General features: G+C 67.1%; 18 protein-coding genes, 1 tRNA gene and 1 other RNA gene. 13 read left to right on the top strand and 7 right to left on the bottom strand.

Features of this window, described 5'->3' with window-relative positions; all coding sequences use genetic code 11:
- The first annotated feature begins 13 nt into the window (after positions 1 to 13).
- Positions 14 to 2,647: a hybrid sensor histidine kinase/response regulator gene (locus tag B5X73_RS06470; RefSeq protein ID WP_079521010.1), complete on the top strand. Its 2,634-nt coding sequence runs from the start codon at positions 14 to 16 to the stop codon at positions 2,645 to 2,647.
- A gap of 9 nt (positions 2,648 to 2,656) precedes the next feature.
- Here B5X73_RS06470 and B5X73_RS06465 read toward each other — a convergent pair whose 3' ends face one another.
- A complete protein-coding gene (locus tag B5X73_RS06465) occupies positions 2,657 to 3,310 on the bottom strand; it encodes a response regulator (RefSeq protein ID WP_043694740.1) in 654 nt (217 codons plus the stop codon).
- Between the two features lie 102 nt (positions 3,311 to 3,412).
- On the opposite strand from B5X73_RS06465, the gene B5X73_RS06460 reads away from it, so the two are divergent.
- Together B5X73_RS06460 and B5X73_RS06455 are read left to right on the top strand one after the other, a co-directional pair.
- Positions 3,413 to 4,429, top strand: a complete 1,017-nt coding sequence (locus B5X73_RS06460) for a YihY/virulence factor BrkB family protein (protein ID WP_079521009.1) — start codon at positions 3,413 to 3,415, stop codon at positions 4,427 to 4,429.
- 83 nt (positions 4,430 to 4,512) lie between these two features.
- Positions 4,513 to 5,796, top strand: a complete 1,284-nt coding sequence (locus tag B5X73_RS06455) for an Nramp family divalent metal transporter (protein ID WP_036112121.1) — start codon at positions 4,513 to 4,515, stop codon at positions 5,794 to 5,796.
- A 14-nt stretch (positions 5,797 to 5,810) separates the two neighbouring features.
- Here B5X73_RS06455 and B5X73_RS06450 read toward each other — a convergent pair whose 3' ends face one another.
- Positions 5,811 to 6,764, bottom strand: a complete 954-nt coding sequence (locus B5X73_RS06450) for an NAD-dependent epimerase/dehydratase family protein (RefSeq protein WP_079521008.1) — start codon at positions 6,762 to 6,764, stop codon at positions 5,811 to 5,813.
- Positions 6,765 to 6,853: 89 nt separating this feature from the next.
- Here B5X73_RS06450 and B5X73_RS06445 point away from each other — a divergent pair, with 89 nt between their 5' ends.
- Positions 6,854 to 7,777: a LysR family transcriptional regulator gene (locus B5X73_RS06445; RefSeq protein ID WP_079521007.1), complete on the top strand. Its 924-nt coding sequence runs from the start codon at positions 6,854 to 6,856 to the stop codon at positions 7,775 to 7,777.
- Positions 7,778 to 7,794: 17 nt separating this feature from the next.
- Positions 7,795 to 8,199, top strand: coding sequence for a DUF6165 family protein (locus B5X73_RS06440; RefSeq protein WP_079521006.1), 405 nt, complete (start codon positions 7,795 to 7,797; stop codon positions 8,197 to 8,199).
- Here B5X73_RS06440 and B5X73_RS06435 read toward each other — a convergent pair whose 3' ends face one another.
- Positions 8,200 to 9,276, bottom strand: a complete 1,077-nt coding sequence (locus B5X73_RS06435; RefSeq protein ID WP_254857244.1) for a glycosyltransferase family 9 protein — start codon at positions 9,274 to 9,276, stop codon at positions 8,200 to 8,202.
- Positions 9,277 to 9,319: 43 nt separating this feature from the next.
- Here B5X73_RS06435 and B5X73_RS06430 point away from each other — a divergent pair, with 43 nt between their 5' ends.
- The 8 genes from B5X73_RS06430 (at position 9,320) to B5X73_RS06395 (ending at position 14,384) form a co-directional block, all read left to right on the top strand.
- Positions 9,320 to 10,048: a 3-deoxy-D-manno-octulosonic acid kinase gene (locus B5X73_RS06430; RefSeq protein ID WP_079521005.1), complete on the top strand. Its 729-nt coding sequence runs from the start codon at positions 9,320 to 9,322 to the stop codon at positions 10,046 to 10,048.
- Positions 10,045 to 10,803, top strand: a complete 759-nt coding sequence (locus B5X73_RS06425; RefSeq protein ID WP_079521004.1) for an MBL fold metallo-hydrolase — start codon at positions 10,045 to 10,047, stop codon at positions 10,801 to 10,803. Before B5X73_RS06430 ends, B5X73_RS06425 begins: the two co-directional genes overlap by 4 nt.
- A gap of 80 nt (positions 10,804 to 10,883) precedes the next feature.
- A tRNA-Ser gene (locus tag B5X73_RS06420) sits at positions 10,884 to 10,974 on the top strand.
- A 230-nt stretch (positions 10,975 to 11,204) separates the two neighbouring features.
- An RNA gene (gene ffs, locus B5X73_RS06415) (signal recognition particle sRNA small type) lies at positions 11,205 to 11,301 on the top strand.
- A 76-nt stretch (positions 11,302 to 11,377) separates the two neighbouring features.
- The gene (gene dnaX, locus B5X73_RS06410; RefSeq protein WP_079521003.1) at positions 11,378 to 13,081 is read left to right on the top strand and encodes a DNA polymerase III subunit gamma/tau; all 1,704 of its coding nucleotides are present in this window, start codon (positions 11,378 to 11,380) and stop codon (positions 13,079 to 13,081) included.
- Complete coding sequence (locus tag B5X73_RS06405) at positions 13,078 to 13,401, top strand: YbaB/EbfC family nucleoid-associated protein (RefSeq protein WP_036112141.1); 324 nt, start codon at positions 13,078 to 13,080, stop codon at positions 13,399 to 13,401. Before dnaX ends, B5X73_RS06405 begins: the two co-directional genes overlap by 4 nt.
- Positions 13,402 to 13,420: 19 nt before the next feature.
- Positions 13,421 to 14,023: a recombination mediator RecR gene (recR, locus tag B5X73_RS06400; protein ID WP_036112145.1), complete on the top strand. Its 603-nt coding sequence runs from the start codon at positions 13,421 to 13,423 to the stop codon at positions 14,021 to 14,023.
- A 16-nt stretch (positions 14,024 to 14,039) separates the two neighbouring features.
- Positions 14,040 to 14,384 carry a histidine triad nucleotide-binding protein gene (locus tag B5X73_RS06395; RefSeq protein ID WP_079521002.1) on the top strand — a complete coding sequence of 115 codons (345 nt, stop codon included), beginning with the start codon at positions 14,040 to 14,042 and terminating at the stop codon, positions 14,382 to 14,384.
- 59 nt (positions 14,385 to 14,443) lie between these two features.
- On the opposite strand, the gene B5X73_RS06390 is transcribed toward B5X73_RS06395, so the two are convergent.
- From B5X73_RS06390 to B5X73_RS06375, 4 genes are read right to left on the bottom strand one after another with little or no spacing between them, the layout of a single operon-like run.
- Positions 14,444 to 15,040: a Slp family lipoprotein gene (locus B5X73_RS06390; protein WP_043694719.1), complete on the bottom strand. Its 597-nt coding sequence runs from the start codon at positions 15,038 to 15,040 to the stop codon at positions 14,444 to 14,446.
- Between the two features lie 42 nt (positions 15,041 to 15,082).
- Positions 15,083 to 17,071 carry a transglutaminase TgpA family protein gene (locus tag B5X73_RS06385; RefSeq protein WP_079521001.1) on the bottom strand — a complete coding sequence of 663 codons (1,989 nt, stop codon included), beginning with the start codon at positions 17,069 to 17,071 and terminating at the stop codon, positions 15,083 to 15,085.
- Positions 17,068 to 18,024, bottom strand: a complete 957-nt coding sequence (locus tag B5X73_RS06380) for a DUF58 domain-containing protein (RefSeq protein WP_079521000.1) — start codon at positions 18,022 to 18,024, stop codon at positions 17,068 to 17,070. The genes B5X73_RS06385 and B5X73_RS06380 overlap by 4 nt, the downstream gene beginning before the upstream one ends.
- A complete protein-coding gene (locus tag B5X73_RS06375) occupies positions 18,024 to 18,965 on the bottom strand; it encodes an AAA family ATPase (protein WP_079520999.1) in 942 nt (313 codons plus the stop codon). Before B5X73_RS06375 ends, B5X73_RS06380 begins: the two co-directional genes overlap by 1 nt.
- Between the last annotated feature and the right edge of the window lies 1 nt (position 18,966).

The following is an 18,966-nucleotide window of genomic DNA, read 5'->3' as shown; positions in this document are numbered from 1 at the left end:
GCGAGCATGTCGCATGCCCCGATCGCGTCTTGCCCGCCTCGTTACCCTGCTGATCCTGTTGCTGGCCATGGCCGGGAGCGTGGCGCTGGGCGGCTGGTGGGCCTGGCGGCGGGCGCTTGGCGGCATCGCCGCGCAGTCGGCGGACCGGCTCAATCTGCATGCGCTGGCGGTACAGCGCCTGATCGATCGCTTTACCGTGCTGCCTGACGTGCTGGCGCTGGATCCCGAGCTCAGGGCCGCGTTGTCCGGTCCGACCGCAGCCATCGATACGCCGGCGCTCAACCGCAAACTGGAACAGGCCAACGGCGCGGTGCATGCTTCGACGCTGACTCTGCTGGACCGTGACGGCCACGCCGTGGCCGCCAACAACTGGAACACGCCGGAAAGTAACGTCGGTCTGGATTACCGTTTCCGGCCGTATTTTCAGGACGCGATGCGTGACGGCCACTCCACGTTCTACGCGCTGGGCGTATCCACCAACGTGCCGGGCTACTTCATCACCCGCACGGTCGACGACGATACGGGCCGTCATATCGGTGTGGTCGTGGTCAAGATCACGCTGGACGATGTGCGCCACGACTGGGCGCGCGGAGAGGACATCGTCTTGCTGGCCGACCGGCACGGCGTGGTCTTCCTGGCCAACCGTGGCCCCGAATGGATGTACCGCACCTTGCACGCGCTCGATCCACGGGACGCCTTATCCATCGATCGCACGCGCCAGTACGGCGGTCGCACGCTTCCCCTGATCGTACGCACGCGGGTGGGAACCGCCGGGGACGGTGCGGATCAGGTGAGGGTGACGTCGCCCGCGCTGCCTCATGAGGTCATCTGGCGCAGCCTGCCATTACCGCAGCAGGCCTGGACACTGCACCTGCTGGCCGATGCGCGCCCGGCGACCGTGGCGGCACGCAACGCGGCGCTGATCGTACTGGCAGGCTGGCTGCCTGTGATCCTCTTCGGTCTGTTCCTGCAACAGCGGATCCGCCTTGCACGTCTGCGTCTGCGCAGCCGCGAGGAACTGGAGCGCATGGTGGCGCATCATGCCGCCGCGCTGCGGTCGGCGCAGGACAGCATCGTAGCCGCCGCGCATGAGGCGACCCAGGGGGTACATGGCAACCTGGAGCACCTGCCGCAAGGCGTGAGCGTCGTCGATGCCTCGCTGCGTCTGGTGGCGTGGAATTCGCGTTACCAGCAGATTTTCGGTTTTCCCGACGACTACATGCGGGTGGGGCGGCCCATCGAGGACATGTTCCGCTTCAACGCTCGTCGAGGCCTTCTGGGCCCGGGCGATCCCGAGGAAGCGATTCAGCGTCGTCTCGCCTACCTGCGTGCGGGTAGCCCGCACATGTATGAGCGCGAGCGTCCGGACGGCACGACGTTCGAGATTCGTGGCAACCCGCTCCCGGATGGTGGCTTCGTTACCAGTTATGCCGACATCACCGCGTACAAGGCGGCGGCGCGCGAGTTGCGCTCGCTGGCGACGAGCCTAGAGCAACGCGTCGACGAGCGCACGCGCGATCTCCACGAGGCCAAGGCGGAGGCCGAGCGCGCCAACCGATCCAAGACGCGTTTCATCGCCGCCGCCGTGCATGACCTTCTCCAGCCGTTGAATGCCGCGCGTCTTTTCATCGGTACGCTGGCGGAGGGCCGGCTCGACGCGAACGAGCGCGAACTGGCAGAGCGTGTTCGCAGCGCCCTCGACACGCAGGACGAACTGCTTGCCAGCTTGCTCGACGTGTCCCGTCTGGAGGGCGGTGCGGTCGAGCCCCGTTTCACGGCGGTGGCACTGGGCCCGCTGCTTGCCGATCTGGCCCGCCAGTTTGCCGTGCTGGCCGATTCGCGGGGCCTGCGCCTGCGTTGGGTCGACAGTGCTTTCGTCGTGCGTGCCGATGCCTTGCTGCTTCGCCGCGTGCTGCAGAACTTCCTCTCCAACGCGATCCACTACACACCGCGCGGTGGCGTGCTGATTGGTGCGCGGCGGCAGGACGATGCGGTGCGCATCGAGGTCTGGGATACGGGGCTCGGTATTCCGGAGGCGAAAACACGCGCGATCTTCGACGAGTTTCTTCGCCTCGATAACGGGATGGATCGCGATCGTCGCAGTTCGGGGCTCGGTCTCTCCATTGTCGATCGCATCGGTCGGCTGCTTGGAGCGCGTGTCGGCGTGCGCTCCCGGCTGGGGCGCGGCAGCGTGTTCTCCATCGCCGTTCCGGTGTATCGCGGCGATGCCGATGTGGTCGCGCCGGGTGCGAGTGCCGAAGACGAGTCGCCCTTTACGGGGGCGCGTGTGATGCTCGTCGATGCCGACGCCGTCACGCGACAGGCGACGGCCCGGCTGTTGTCTTCGTGGGGCTGCGATGTCGTGGCCGTCCCCGGGGCCAGCGCAGCCATGCGTCATGCCGAGACCGACGAGGCACCGTCGATCGTGTTGCTCGAGGATCCGATCGATGGCATGGCTACCGAAGAGCTTCGCGTAGCGCTCGGTTCGCGATGGGGCAGCCTGCCGCCGGTCGTGCTCATCGCGGAGGCGCCGTCGGCATCGGATGTCGAGCGCGCCGCGGCGGCCGGGCTGCGCTACCTGACCAAGCCGCTGGCGCCCGCACGTCTGCGTGCGGTGATGAGCCGGCTGCTGATGCTCGCCGGCTAGCGGGTCGCGTCAGCCGGGATGCGAGCCATCGACACCCTCGTCGATGTCGAGCGACTTCACCAGCACGGCGGCCTGCGTGCGCGAGCGGCATTCGAGCTTGGACAGCACGGCCGTGACGTGAATCTTCACGGTGTTCTCGGCGAGGCCGAGCTCGGCGGCGATCTGCTTGTTGAGCAGACCTTCGGCCATCAGCATGAGCACGCGGAACTGCGCGGGCGTGAGCCGCGCCAGCCGCGCGGCCAGTTGCGCGTCGTCGTCGCTGCGCTCGGCGCGCGCACCCACGAAAGCCGTGCCGCCCTGCATGACCTCGGCCACCGCCTCGCGCAATACCTCGGCGGGTGCGGACTTGGAGACGAATCCCGCCGCGCCGAACTGCTGGGCCCGGCGCACGTTGCGCGGGTGGTCGTTCGAGGAAACCACCAGCACGGGCACGTCGGGGTGCTCGCCGCGCAACCAGAGCAGGGAGGAGAACCCCATGGCGCCCGGCATGGTCAGGTCGAGCAGGACCAGGTCGACGGATTCCCCGGAGGCGAGCACGGTCTCCATGGCGCTGTGGCTGGCGGCTTCCAGCGCACGGCCGCCGCGGAGGGGTTCGGCCAGCGCGTGCAGCAGGGCGCCGCGGAACATCGGGTGGTCGTCGGCGATCAGCAGGGTCAGAGGCATACGCCGATTCTAGGGCCTTGCTTCCACGTTCACATCACGTGCGCTCGCCCTCCCTGAAGGTATGCCTCTGGTGGAAACGCGTAGAACGATCAGGAGAAGGGCATGACCGGCGGCGCTCTCAAACGAACCATCGTCTCGGCGGTGGACGGTTTCAGCGACGATGAGCTGATGACGCGCGCCGCGGCGCTGGCGTTCTACGCGGCGCTGTCGTTCGCGCCGCTCCTGCTCCTGCTGGTCTGGGTCATTTCGCTGCTTCACCCCGAATGGCGTGACCAGCTGACCGAGGCCCTGTCGGCGGTCGTCGGCAGCCGCGCGGCTGGCGCGATCGATTCGGTGATCAACAGCGCCAGGGCGCATCCGCGAATCGGCGACATCGCGGGCGTTATCGGCATCGGCGTGACACTGTTCGCCGCTTCGGCGGTGTTCGCCCAGTTGCAGGGCACCCTCGATCGGGTGTGGCGGGTGAAGGCCCGGCCGGGCGAGGCCGTGGGCGCCTGGCTGCGCGCGCGCGGCCGCGCCTTCGCGCTGCTCGGCGGCATGGCCTTCATGATGATTGTCTCGTTTATCGTCAGCGCGATCATCCAGACCATGATCCGCGGTGACTCCACCGCCTGGAAGGCGGTGGAATTCGGTATCTCCGTGGTGGTTTTCGTGGTGGCCTTCGGCGCCATGTACAAGGTGCTCCCCGACGCGGTGATCGACTGGAGCGAGGCGCTGATCGGCGCGGTGCTCACCACGGTGCTGTTCATGGTTGGCAAGTACGCTATCGGCCTCTATATCCAGTATTCGGATGTCGGCGGCGCGTACGGACCGGCCGGTGCCTTCGTGGTGTTGCTCACGTGGACCTATTACTCATCGATCATCGTCCTGCTCGGCGCGGAGCTGACCCGTGGCGTTGCCGACGCCCGCGGCAAGCCGATCCGGCCCAGCACGCACGCGGTCGAGATCGAGGCGGCGCCGGCCGAGGTGCAGCACGGGCCGAAGCGGCCGGTGCGCCAGGTCCGGACGCTGAAGGTCTCCTCGCCCGCCGTCGCGGGCTCGCTCATCGCGGCCGGTGTGATCGCCGGACTCGTCTTCGCACCGGGCTCGCGTCGCAAGGCGCGCGGCCGCGGCGTATAACGGGGGCATGCATCCCACGCAGCCTCGCCGCGCGTTCACCGCGCGGCGCTCTCTTTTTGTCGTAAGTCCCGCGGATTCATCGCATGCTTGATCAGGTAAGACAGCAGAATCCCGACCCGGCGATGGTCGACGTCCTTTCCGGGCGCCGCCGTGGCCTGTCCGCGCTGCTGCCGTTCGCGGGGCCGGCGATGGTGGTCTCGGTCGCGTATATCGATCCGGGCAACTTCGCCACGAATATCCAGGCGGGCGCTCGCTACGGCTATGCGTTGCTCTGGGTGGTGCTCCTGGCCAATCTGGTCGCGATGTTGTTCCAGAGCCTCTCCGCCCGGCTGGGAATCGTCACGGGCCGCAATCTCGCGGAGCTCTGTCGGGATCGCCTGCCGAGACCGCTGGTCTATCTGATGTGGGTGGTGAGCGAACTGGCGGCGATGGCTACCGATCTCGCCGAATTCCTCGGCGGGGCGATCGGCCTGAGCCTGTTGTTCCACATGCCGCTGCTGGTGGGCATGGGAATCACCGGCATCGTCACGTACGCGCTGCTGATGCTGGAAGGCAAAGGCTACCGGCGGCTCGAACTGACCATCGGTGCGCTGGTCGGCGTGGTCGGACTGTCGTATCTCGTGGAGCTGTTCATCGCGCCGGTGGGCTGGAAGTCGCTGGGCCAGCAGATTTTCGTGCCGAGCATTCCGGACAGCGCCGCCATCGCCATCGCCGTGGGCATCATCGGCGCCACAGTGATGCCGCATGCGCTGTTTCTCCACTCGGGGCTGACCGAGCGTCGGGCGCAGCCGAAGAACGACAGCGAGCGCCGGCGGATCATCCGCCTGTCCAACCTCGAGGTGATCCTGGCGCTGGCCGTCGCGGGCCTGATCAACCTCGCCATGGTGGTGATGGCGGCCGGCGCGTTCCACGGAAGCCATCCGGATGTGGCGAAGATCGAAACCGCTTATCAGACACTGGTACCACTGCTTGGCGGCGCTGCCGCGACGATCTTCCTGGTCTCGCTGGTCGCCTCCGGATTCTCCAGCTCGGTCGTCGGCACCATGGCGGGGCAGATGATCATGCAGGGCTTCGTCGATTTTCGCATCCCGATCTGGCTGCGACGGGCGATCACGATGTTGCCCAGCTTCGCGGTGGTGCTGGCCGGCGTCGATGCGACGCGCGCGCTCGTGCTCAGTCAGGTCGCGCTGAGCATCGCGTTGCCGTTCCCGATGATCGCACTGGTGTGGTTCACCAGTCGGCGCGACGTCATGGGTGCCTTCCGCAACGGGATGCTCGTGGTGGGTCTCGCCGCGCTCGCCGCACTGGTGGTGCTCGGGCTCAACGTACTGCTGCTCATGGACGCGTTCGGCGCCGTCTCGCTCTGAATCGGCGGTCCGAATCAGCGCGTCAGAACACCGAGCGCGTCGAGCGTGACCTTCATCGCCACATCGGGCGGCGTGTCACGGTGTTCCGGCAGGAAGGCGCGCAGGCGCTTACCGTCCATCAGCACTTCCTCATTCCACAGGTAGCGCATCTTGCGCACCTCGCGCATCGTCTCGTGAAACGGTGCGATGAGGTTCACCATCCACCAGGCAAACGGACGCATCCGCAGCGACGGCTTACCTGACGCACGACGGATAGCGGCGTGCAGCTCGTCACCGGTGAGGGTGTGTCCCCCGAAGTGGAAGCGTGCAAAGGTCTCGAGTTCGTCCTCGCGATCCAGCAACGCCACGAGGGTCGATGCGACGTCGGGCAGATAGGCCCACGCATGCCGCAGCGCCGGCGGACCGGGATAGCGGATCGCGCGCAGCGGTTTGCCGGGCGTCACGATGCCCTGAGCCAGCCAGTTGTTGCCGCCACCCGGCCCATAGAAGTCACCGCAACGAAGCACGAGGCTGCGTACGCCGTCGCGGGCCGCGCGTTGCAGGTGTCGTTCGACGTCGACGCGGATCTCTCCTTTGCGTGACGGCGGATGCTGCGCGGCGTCCTCGGCGATCATGGGATACACGTCGGGCCCGTAGTTGTAGACCGAGCCGGGCAGCACGATGCGCGCTCCGACGGCATGCGCCGCCGCGATGGTGTTGTCGATCATCGGCAGAACGACGCGCTCCCAGTCCTTGTAGCCGGGCGGGTTCACGGCATGGACGATGACTTGCGCTCCGTCGGCCGCGCGAAGCACGTCGGCGGCGACCATGGCGTCGCCTTCGATCCAGCGGATGCCATCTCCGGTCTTTCCCGTGTGGCGGGTCAGGGCGGTGACGTTCCAGCCCGCGGCGATCAGGGCGCGGGCCGTTTCGCCGCCGACCCCGCCGGTCGCGCCGAGGACGAGGGCAGTGCGCGGGTGCTGGGTCATGGCGGTGCTCCGTTGGGATGGGCAAAGTCTGATGGGTGTGCCCCTGTTCGGGAATTGCGTATCAGTAAACATCTGCTATACGTTTATGTATGGCCAACACCGAGCCCGCCTGGGATCTTTTTCGCTCCTTTCTCGCCGTATTGCGCGAAGGCAGCCTGTCCGGCGCCGCGCGGTCGCTGGACATGACCCAGCCGAGCCTCGGCCGGCATGTGCGGGAGCTGGAGGCGTCGCTTGGCGTTCCGCTGTTCTCCCGCGCATCCCACGGACTCATTCCGACCGACGCGGCGCTGGAGTTGCAGCCTCATGCGGAGGCCATGGCTGCCGCGGCCGCCTCCGTGCTCCGGGTCGCCTCGGGCACGCGTGAGGCATTGCACGGCGTGGTGCGCATCACTGCCAGTGAGGTGGTCGGCGTCGAGATCCTGCCGCCGATGCTTGCGACGTTCCGGCGCGCGCATCCCGGCATCGTCATCGAGCTGTCGACCACCAATCGCACCGAAAATCTGCTGCGTCGGGACGCCGATATCGCCGTTCGCAGTGCGATGCCCGAGCAGGACGCGATGGTCGCCAGGCATGTCTGCGACATACCGCTGGGCTTATACGGTCACCCTGACTACCTCGCCGTGGCTGGCGCGCCCGAACGCGTCGCCGATATCGTCACGCACGCGCTGATCGGTTACGACGAGGAAAAACCGTACATCCGCGCATTGCGGCCGGCCGGTGTCCCGTATTCGCGCGAGCATTTCGCGCTGCGCACGGATAACGATCTGGCCGCGATGGCGGCGATCCGCGCCGGCTTCGGCATCGGCTTCTGTCAGGAGCCGTTGGCGCACCGCATGGGCCTGGTACGCCTACTGCCCGACGAGCTCGAGGTGTGCCTCCCGATCTGGGTCGTCATGCACGAGGACCAGCGCAAGAGCCGTCGTGTCCGAGCCGTATTCGATCATCTCGCCGCCAGCCTCGCCGCCTTCGGGGGCGGTCCTGCGGATGCAAAACTGCTAACCTCCGGCGCCTGACCGACCGGAGATTTGCCATGAGCCTTATCCAGACCCCCGTTTCTTACGGTGAGCTGATCGACAAGATCACGATCCTCCAGATCAAACTGCAGCAGATCAAGGACGCGGCCAAGCTGGCCAATGTGCGCAACGAGCTCGAACTGCTCGAGGCCACGTGGAAGAACGACAGGGCCTCCGAGACCGACATCACCGACGAGACCTCGCGCCTGCTGGCCGTCAACCAGCGCCTGTGGAAGATCGAAGACGACATCCGCATGAAGGAGCGTGCTCAGGCATTCGACGACGAATTCATCCAGCTCGCCCGTTCGGTGTACATCGAAAACGACGAGCGCGCGGCGATCAAGCGCGAGATCAACACGAAGCTGGGCTCGACGCTGGTCGAAGAAAAGTCGTATCAGGACTACCGCGCGCCGCAGGCCTGATCAGGCGAGCGGCAGTTTCAGGAACGCCGCGCAGGCCTCGAAGCGGTCTTTCATGTCGGCGACCTCGACCAGGTCCATGACGCCGGCTTTCTCGATCTTGGTGCCCCAGGGTATTTCGGACGCCGGCTTGCCGAGGAACTTGCGCGACGCCGCGTCGTATCTGTCCACGCACCAGCGACGGTCCGAGTAGGGGCCGGAGCGGTGCGGGTTGCTGGCGGCGTGCAGCCCCAGGACCTTCGTGCCCACCGCGTTGGCCATGTGCATCGGGCCCGAATCCGGCGTGAGGATCATGGCGCTGCGTGCCAGCAGAGCCATGAAACGCTTCAGCGTGTCCTTGCCGGTCAGGTCCAGCGGGGCCGCCGCGGTCGCCGCCAGGATGCTGTCCGCCAGCGCGCGCTCGGGGTCCGACGGACCGCCGACCAGCGCGACACGCATGCCGCGCGCCATCGCGTGGTCGATCAGGGCCGCGTAGCGGTCGACCCGCCAGTTACGCACCGTGTGGCTCGACATCGGACTGACCAGCAGGGTCGGCGCGTCGCCGGGCAGCTGTTCGGCGGCCCACTCATGGGCGTCGGCGGGCACGGGAATGTCCCAGCGCACCTCCGTCTGCTTCAGGCCCAGTGGCTCGATGAAGCTGGCCATGGCGTCAAGCACGTGCTCGCCCGTGCGGGCTTCGATGCGTTCGTTGACGAAGAGCCCGTGCAGGTCCTTGGAGCGGGCGTGGTCGTAGCCGATGCGGCGATCGGCTTTTACGGCCAGGCTCAGCAGATTCGAGCGCAATGCCACCTGCATGTGCAGCAGGGCGTCGAACCGGCGTCCGGCCAGCGCCTGGCGTACCTCGCGCATGCCTTCCCGGCCCTTGCCCTTATCGAAGGTAATGAACTCGACGCCCGGAAAATCGCCCACGAGCTTGCGCTCGAGCTTGCCGACGAGCCACGTCAGGCGCGTGCCGGGCGACTTCTCCTGCAGGGTGCGGACCAGCGGAATCACGTGCGTCACGTCGCCGATGGCGGAGGTACGCAGGATGCAGAGGCTGGAATCTCCCGACGGGAGTGGACGGCTTGGTAGACTGGACACGATCGGAGTACCGGATGAGTGGCTGCGTAAGGGCGGCCGACGAATGACAGAGCAACGAGTCAAGGAGAGCGCGGGCGGGACGATTCTGTTCGACGCCACCCGTGTATCTCAAGTCGACGCACCCTGGTTCTCGCCCGACTACTGGCGCGAGCGGGGTGCGCTGCGCACGCAATCGGGTGGGCGGGGCGGTGTCGCGGTAATCGATACCCCGGCCGGCGAAGCCGTGCTTCGGCATTATCGCCGCGGTGGTATGGTCGCCCGTCTGCTCGGCGATCGCTACCTCTTTACCGGCCGCCGCCGCACACGCAGCGACCGCGAGTTCCGTCTGCTGGCCGAACTGGAGCGCCGGGGCCTGCCCGTGTCGCCGCCGGTGGCCTCACGCTTCGTTCGTCAGGGCTTCCGTTACTCGGCCGACCTGATCACCTTGCGCATTCCTGCCGCCGCCACGCTGGCCGAGCGCCTTCAGGATGGCGCCTTCAATGCGGCGCTGGCGGGACGGGTCGGCGAGCTGATCGCCCGGTTCCACCGGGAGGGCGCCTGGCATGCCGACCTCAACGCGCACAACATCCTGGTCAATGCCGATGGTCTCTACCTGATCGATTTCGACCGGGGGCGTGTGCGCCGTCCGTCGCGCGGCTGGCGCCATGCCAATCTGTCCCGCCTGAAGCGCTCGCTGGTGAAGCTCGGCGCGCGCGACGCGGCCGGGGACACCTTCGACGCCGAGCTATGGCCGGCCCTGATCGAACACTACGAACGGAGCCTGCGCGCATGACCTGGGACCTGCATTTCCTCGGAACCGGCGCGGCACACGCGGTCGAGCTCGGTTCGTCGGCCGTGGTCGTCGAGCGGGACGGCAAACCGCTGCTGCTGGTCGACTGCGGCCCCGATACCCTCGATCGCTACGTCGCCGCCTACGGCACGCCGCCACCGGCGCTCTACGTCACGCATGTGCATATGGACCATGTCGCGGGCATGGAAAGGTTGTTCTTCCGCCTGTGGTTCGACGAAGCCCTGCGCGGCCGCACCCGGGTTTACCTGCACGCCGCACTCCTGCCGTGGTTGCAGGGAAGGGTGGCCGACTACCCGGGCGCACTGGCCGAGGGCGGCGTGAATTACTGGGAGGCCTTCCATCTGCTGCCCTGCACCCGCGGGTTCTGGCACGAAGGCCATTGGTTCGACGTCTTTCCCACCCGGCATCACGTGCAGGGCACCTCGTACGGCCTGGCGCTGCGTGGCAGCTTCGTCTACACGGGCGATACGAGGCCGGTGCCGGAGGCCCTGGCGCTGCACGGTGCGGCTGGCGAACTGATCGCCCATGACTGCGGCGTCATCGGCAATCCGTCGCATACCGGCGTGGACGATCTGGAGCGTGAGTACGCGCCCGAGGTCACCGCGCGCATGGCCCTGTACCACTACGGCAGCGCCGAAGACGGTGAAACGCTGGTCTCACGCGGCTACCGGATCGCTCATCCGGGAGAACGCCTGACTCTGCCCGAACCGGAGCCGCCGCGTCCCGGTGCCGGCTGAGGCTTGCCCCGCCGCGGCGGGAACGTTATCCTTCCGCTTCTTTGCCGGACAGGACGCCGGGGAAGAGGATGTGCAAGTGCGGAGAGGTGTCCGAGTGGTTGAAGGAGCACGCCTGGAAAGTGTGTATACCCTAATAAGGTATCGCGGGTTCGAATCCCGCTCTCTCCGCCAAATCTAAAATGCGACACCGTTAAAGGTGGCGCAGAGACAAACGAAGCGACACCGTGGGAGCGGGATTTGAGCCCGCGCGGGTTCGACAAATTTGTCTGGAACAAATTTGGACGACGCGTAGCGTCGGCCCCGTAGCGAAGCGGAGGGGTGAGGGCAGGAGCCCGAGCAATCCCGCCCGCACGGTTGCAACACCCTGCTTTTAAATTGATTTACCGTCTTTATGGTGACCCTGTCGGTCCCCCCGCGACGATAGTCCGTAAACTCCGCCAGGTCCGGAAGGAAGCAACGGTAGCGGACGACTCGGGTGCCGGGGTGTGGCTGGCAGGGTCATCGCCTTTTCGGGGCTGGGGTGCGCCCGACGCGTGTCCTTGGCACAATCCACTGTCGCCCCAAGGTAATACGCATGTCCTATCAGGTCCTCGCACGCAAGTGGCGCCCACGCAAGTTCGCTGAACTCGTGGGACAGGAGCACGTGGTCCGCGCGCTTACCAACGCGCTCGACTCCGGTCGCATGCATCACGCCTATCTGTTCACCGGCACCCGTGGTGTCGGCAAGACCACGATCGCCCGCATCTTCGCCAAGTCGCTCAACTGCGAGCGCGGCGAGTCGGCCGACCCGTGCGGCGAATGCGCGGTCTGCACGGCGGTGGATGCGGGTCGCTTCGTCGACCTGCTCGAGATCGACGCGGCCAGCAACACCGGCGTGGACGATGTCCGCGAGGTGATCGAGAACGCGCAGTACGCACCGTCCCGGGGGCGCTTCAAGGTGTACCTGGTGGACGAGGTGCACATGCTCTCGAAGCCGGCGTTCAACGCGCTGCTGAAAACGCTGGAAGAACCGCCCCCGCACGTCAAATTCCTGCTTGCGACCACGGATCCGCAGAAGCTGCCGGTGACGGTGCTGTCCCGCTGCCTCAAGTTCAACCTGAAGCGGCTGCTGCCGGATCAGATCACGGGCCAGATGCGCCACATCCTCGGTGCCGAAGGTATCGAGTACGACGACGAAGCCATCGGCGAACTCGCGCATGGCGCGGACGGCTCGCTGCGCGACGGTCTGTCGCTGCTCGATCAGGCGATAGCCTACGGCGGCGGCGCGGTCCGTGCGGACGATGTGCGCGCCATGCTCGGCAGCGTCGAGCGCGGCCAGGTGCTGGGTGTCCTCGAAGCGCTGGCGGCCGGCGACGGCGCCGCGTTGATGGGCGAAGCCGAGCGCATTGCGTCGTTCTCTCCGGATTTCGCCGGCGTGCTCGACGATCTGGCGACGGTGCTTCATCGCATTCAGCTGATCCAGCTGGTGCCCGGTTATCGCGAAGAAGAGAGCGATGCCGGCCTCGCCGATATCGCCTCGCGCATCGCGCCTGAAGACGTCCAGCTGTATTACCAGATCGCCACCACCAGTCGCCGCGAGTTGCCGATGGCGCCCGACGCGCGCATCGGTTTCGAGATGGCCTTGCTGCGCATGTTCGCCTTCCGTCCAACCGACGGCGGTGGAACCGTGGCGGCGGCCGCCGTGGCACGTGCACCCGTTTCCGCGCCCGCGGCGCGCCCGTCCGCACCAGCGGCGGCACCAACACCGGCAGCGGCGCGCCCTGCGGCTCCTGTGCCTCCGGCTACCGCTCCGGTTGCCGCGCGCGCCGCGTCGCGTCCGGCTGCAGCGCCAGCGCCTCCGGCGCCGGAACCCGCCGCGCGCCCCCGGCCGATCAGCATCGGCGCCGATGGTCTGCCGGACTGGCACGACATCGTCGAGCGGGCGAACCTGCGTGGTCCGATCGGCCAGCTGGCGCAAAACTGCTCACTGCGTGAGGTGGACGGCGAGAGCATGGTGCTCGCGCTGCAGCCCCAGCACATGCATCTGGCGGTCGAGCCACTGACCAGCCAGATGGAAGAAAAGGTCTCGCGCGCGCTCGATCGCCGCGTGCGCTTCCGCTTCGTCGCCGACCGGGGCAACCTGGGCACGCCGGCGGAGCGCAGGGCGCAGGCGGCCAGCGACGCGCAGGCCAGGGCGGAAGCCTCGATGGATGCCGACCCCCTTGTACAGGCGCTCAAGCGCGACTTCGACGCGCGCGTCATTCCGCAATCGATCAAACCCGTGGAGCCAGGAACGTGAAAGGTCAAATTGGTCAGCTGATGCAGCAAGCGCAGCGCATGCAGGACGAAATGAAGCGCGCGCAGGACGAACTCGCCAAGACGGAAGTCACCGGCTCCGCGGGTGGCGGCCTCGTCACCGTCACGATGACCGGTGGTCACGAAGTGCGCGCCGTCCATATCGATCGTCAGACGTTCGCTGACGATCCGGAGATGGCCGAGGATCTGGTCGCCGCCGCCGTCAACGACGCGGTCAACAAGATCGCCGAGATGAGCCGCACGCGTCTGGGTGGCGTCACCGCCGGCCTGAACCTGCCTCCGGGCATGAAGCTCCCGTTCTGACGGATCGTCCGACGACACGATGAGTAACGGCTCCCGCCTTCTCGGTGAACTGATCGATGCCCTGCGCTGCCTGCCGGGCGTCGGTGCGAAGAGCGCCCAGCGTATGGCCTTCCACCTGCTCGAACGCGAGCGGCAGGGTGGCCTGCGCCTTTCGTCCGCGCTGGAGTCGGCGATGCGCGATGTGGGCAACTGCACGCGCTGCCGCAATTTCAGCGAGACGCCGGTCTGCTCGCTGTGCGCCAGCGCCACGCGCGACAAGCAGGTGCTGTGCATTGTCGAGTCGCCGTCCGATCTCGCGGCCATCGAACAGGCCACCGGCTTTCGCGGTCACTACTTCGTACTGCTGGGACGGCTGTCACCCCTCGACGGGCTGGGTCCCGACGAGCTCGGGTTGCCGTTGCTTGCCGAGCGGCTGGGGGAGGGCGAGATCGAAGAAATGATCATCGCGACCAACCCGACCGTGGAAGGCGAAGCGACCGCCCACTACATCGGGCAGCTGGCGAAGGCCGCGGGTATTCGTGCCACGCGCCTGGCTCATGGCGTGCCGCTGGGTGGTGAACTGGAGTTCGTCGACCGCGGCACGCTCGCTCACGCATTCGGCAGCCGGCAGTCGCTCGGCTGATATCCAGGGAAACCCGATGACCGACACCATTTTCGCCAAGATCGTCCGCCGCGAAATCCCCGCCGATATCGTCTTCGAAGACGATGACGTGCTGGCCTTCCGTGACCTCAACCCGCAGGCGCCGGTGCACGTGCTCTTCATCCCGAAGCGCGCCATCGCCACGCTGGACGATGCGACCGCGGGCGACGCCGAGTTGCTCGGAAAACTGCTGCTCGCCGCGGCGTCCTACGCCCGCGACCAGGGCCTGTCGAAGGACGGCTATCGCACCGTCATCAACACCAACGCGCACGGCGGCCAGACGGTCTTCCACATCCACGTCCACTTGCTCGCCGGCCGCCAGATGCACTGGCCGCCGGGCTAAGCCGGACGACAGGCACAAAAAAGCCGGCACATGGCCGGCTTTTTTGTGGGTCGCGATACTCAGCGAGCGCGCGGCGGCGGCGGGGGCCGCACGATGATCGTGCGCGGGCGGTAATAGAACGGATCGCCCCAGGGACCGTAGCCGTACGGGCCAAAACCCGGGCCCCAGCCCGGACCCCAGAACGGGTCGTAGAACCCCGGACCGTAGCCACGGTTGATCGGCACGCGCTTCGGCCAGAGGTAGACGACGTCTGCCTCGACGCGAGGATAGGCGTAATCGAAGTCGCCCACCTTCTGCGAGACGGCGCCATGCAGCGTGCCGGTGACGGTGATCTCGCGACCGCGGGTGAACACCTCGGGGTCGTAGAAGCCGTCGCGGCAGGCGACGAAGCGGCCCTGGCTATCGGACTTGCTGGCCGTCGGCCGGGCTTCGCTGTCGAGCGGCTCGGAAAGCACGAAGAAACACGTCTGCTGCGGACCCGGCTCGGTCTTGATGATCTCGCCGCCCCAGCGCACTTTCGCGCCCGGTGCGCCGCCCTGCTGGGCGCCCGAAGTGGATACGTCGTTGAACTGACCCTGCAGCGGCTGCGGCACCGTGGCGCAAGCGCCGAGAGCCAGAGTCGCGGCCGCGATGGCCAGCGGTTTGTACATGGACATGACACATCTCCTGGAAGCGCCGGACACAGTCGGCGCCATGACCTATTTGACCACGCGGCGCGGCCTTAATTCCTTCACCGCACGACTGAATTCACTTACTGATTCAGGCGGCGGTTCGTCATTGGCATAACGCGACCGCAAGTAGACCTCGCTCAACCTTTCCAATGCATTTCGATGGTCGGGCAGCGCGCGGGCCGCGCGAGCCATGAAATGCTTCGGTCCTTCGCCTGCCCGTCGTGTCACGCCGGCCTTTTCGAGTTTCCTCTGTAGCCGACGCATCCACACATCCAACTCATCGCCTTCACGTCGTTGAAAGAGCGCCCATCCCAGGGCGACCACGACCAGCAGGGCGCAACCGATGGCGAGGACGATCGCCAGGTCGCCGACTTCCGCCCGGCGGATGCCGAACGGCTGCAGCAGGCCCTGCTGACGGAGCGAGTCGAATCCGTTAACGGCCTGGTTCCACCATTGGTTGACCACATCCCAGCGATCTCGCGCGCTTCGCCACCACGCCGCATTGAAGAAACTGTCGCCGCCGTCGCCCGCGGCGGCGGCCGCGGCACCCAGCGTGACGCGTTCGGGGCGTACGGCGCCGGTTGGATCGAAGCGAACCCAGCCGCGTCCTTCGAGCCAGAGTTCCGTCCACGCGTGTGCGTCGGCCCGACGAATCAGGAGGTAGTGTCCGAGCGCATTCCAGTAGCCGCCCTGATAGCCGGTGACCACGCGCGCGGGGATGCCCGCTGCGCGCATCAGAAAGGTGAAGGTCGACGAATAGTGCTCGCAGTAACCCTCGCGGGTGCCGAACAGGAAGTCGTCGATGCGGTCGCGTCCCAGTGGCGCGGCGGCCAGCGTGTAGCGGAAGCCGCCGTCATGAAACATCGCCAGGGCGGCCTGGGCGATCGCGGTGGGGTTGCCGCCGAATTGCGCGACCCACGCGGCCGCCTGCGCCCGCGCACGTGGCCCGACGTTCGCCGGAAGCTGCAGGTTGGCGCGACGGGTCTGCGGGTCCAGTGTCGCATCGAGACGGTATTCGCCGGTCGCCGTCGCGTCGTACGTATAGGTCTTGTCGAGTCGCTGATTCGCGAGCGCGGTCCGATCGCTACGCATGCTCGCATCGGTGGGCGCGGTCACGGGCATGTCGAGCATGGGCAGCACCCGCTCGCGCGTCGGCTCCAGCGTGACCCGATAGTGGAACCGCGCCGATCCCTCGAGAACGCTGTCATCGCGGCGGAGGAACCCCGGACTCCATGCCTGACCGTCGAAGCGCGTCATCGTGAAGGCGCGGAAGTAACGCGAGCTGGCAATCGGGACGGGCCCATCGAAGCTGACGCGCATCGCGGGTGTGTCGTCGGTAAGCACCTCGGCCATGTCGCCGGGTGCCATGCGGTCCGACAGTCCGGTCGTGGCGCGGTCCATCGTCGGCGCTCCCCAGAGGGGTGAACTCAGCCGGGGAATGAACAGGAAGGCGAACAGGGCGAGGGGGATCGACACGACCAGAGCCAGAAGCACCGGCATGACCTCGACGCGCAGGCGCATGCGTGCGGGCTCCACTTCCTCCACCGAGCGCAGGGTCATCACGGCGGGCACGATGCCCAGGGCGACGATCAGCGTCGCGACGATGCTCTGGTCGAACAGCAATGCGCTCATCAGTGCGAACGCGGCGAAAGCCACGCCGACGCGCGCGTCGCGCAATCGCTCGCTCTCCATCAGTTTGAGCACCAGCAGGCCCACCGCGAACGCGCTGCCGGGCTCGCGTCCGAACAGGGTGCCGTAGGTCGAAACGATGAGCGCGAGCAGCAGTCCGATCAGCGGGACCTTGATCCAGACCGGTGGATGACGACCGCCTCGGCGACGTTGCTGCCAGCGGGCCACCAAAACCACAGCGAGGCCAGCCGTCAGCCACCAGGGCAGGTGCGGCGCGTGGACGCCGACGACGAACGCCATGGTGAGGCAGAGCAGGTCGAACGATCGGGGCGCGAGGCGGGGCTCATCCGACGGGCGTGCACGCAGCGAAGGGCGGAAGCCGGTCATGGGCGCAGCGCCAGGGCGGTCATGCAGCGGTGGTAATGCTCGTCGCCCTGTGCCACGTCGAAATATCCGTCCGGCAGGCGAAGGCTCCAGCGACGGCCGGATTCGCGAGCCTCGTCCACCCAGCGGGCCAGTCGGGAGATCCGCGACTCGTCGTCGAGTCCGTGCATGCTGTCCCAGTCCAGTCGCCAGTCTTCCTGTGGCGCGGGCTGTTCCAGATCCTTGACCAGCAGGGAGTGGTGCCGGGCACTCAGTTTCCAGGCGATCAGCCGGCGCGGATCGCCCGCACGATATTCGCGCAGCGAAGCGAGTTCGTCGCCGGGACGGGGGCGCCCGCGGTCGGCATCGCCCTGCGGTTCGAAAGGTGTCGGACCCATGCCTTCGGAGCGCGGATACACGAGCACGGCCCGATCGGGATTGAGCCAGCTCCAGACACGGAACATGCCCAGAGGCCAGCGGCTGTGCAGTCGCATGCGCGGCAGCGGCAGCCAGCCGCGGAACTCGGTGGGCAGGTCGAACTCCACCGTCGCCGCTCCGCCTGCCGGAACGACCACCACGTGCTCCCTGCCTTCGACATCGAGGCGCACAGCCATGCGCTCGCGCTGCGATGCCCCGATATCGAGGAAGACACGAACGTTCTCGCCGGCGCGCGCCGTGCCCATCCGCAGACCGCCCACGGTGATGCCGTTGAGCACGCGAAACGCCACCAGCATGCTGCCGGCACTCACCGAACCGACCAGACAGGTGAGGAGCAGGGCGGCGTTATTGGCGTAGTTCAGTGCGCCGATCAGCATGACGGCCAGCAGCACGGTAAACCCCAGGCCGAAACCCGTCGGCACGATATAGATGCGCCGCCGGTGCAGCACGATGGGCATCGGCTCGCGCTGGCGCATGCGGGTGAGTGACGGCAGCCGTCGCTCCGCCCAGGCGGTGAGTCGCTGCACCGCGTCGGGCATCAGGGCACCGCGGTCTCGGCGAGAATCGCCCGGGCAATGACCTCGCGCTGGCTTCCCCGTCCGGGCACCAGTCGGTGCGCGGCGGTGGGGACGAACACGGTCTGGACGTCCTCGGGAATGACGTAGTCACGTCCGCTCAGCAACGCCCATGCGCGCGATGCCGCAAGCAGGGCGAGTCCGGCGCGGGGCGACAGGCCGACCCGCACCTCGTTGTGTTTACGGCTGGCCGTGAGCAGGGCCTGCAGATAGTCGAGCAGGGTCCCGGTGACCTTCACCGCCTGGGATGCCGCATGCAACTGGTCGATCGCCGCGATGTCGAGGCGCGGACTGAGCGAGGCCATCATGTCGCGGCGGTCCTCGCCGATCAGCAGTGCGCGTTCGGCGGCGGGGTCGGGATAGTCGAGGCTCAGGCGCAGCATGAAGCGATCCAGCTGCGAATCAGGCAGAGGGAACGTGCCGGCGAGATCCAGCGGATTCTGCGTCGCGACGACGAAGAAGGGGCGAGGCAGTTCGTGCGTCACACCGTCCACGGTGACCTGTCCCTCGGCCATGGCCTCGAGCAGGGCGCTCTGCGATTTCGGCGTGGCGCGGTTGATCTCGTCCGCCAGCAGGAGGCTGGTGAAGATCGGGCCGGGATGGAAACGGAATTCGCCGGTCTCGCGCTCGTACACGCTGACCCCGATAATGTCCGAAGGCAGCAGGTCACTGGTGAACTGGATGCGCTGGAACTCGAGGTCGAAGGTGGCTGCCAGCGCATGCGCAAGCGTGGTCTTGCCGACACCCGGCACGTCTTCGAGTAGCAGGTGTCCTCCGGCGATCAGGCAGGCAAACGCCAGCTTGACCTGTCGTGGCTTGCCCAGAAGTACGCCGTTGACCTGTGCGAGGGCGCCGTCGAGTCGATGGCGCAGCATTTCATCGTTGAGTGGATTCGTTGCGGACATG

It is taken from the genome of Luteibacter sp. 22Crub2.1 (genome assembly GCF_900167995.1).
GTDB classification, from domain to species: Bacteria; Pseudomonadota; Gammaproteobacteria; order Xanthomonadales; family Rhodanobacteraceae; genus Luteibacter; species Luteibacter mycovicinus.
This window is presented reverse-complemented; position numbering and strand designations above follow the sequence as displayed.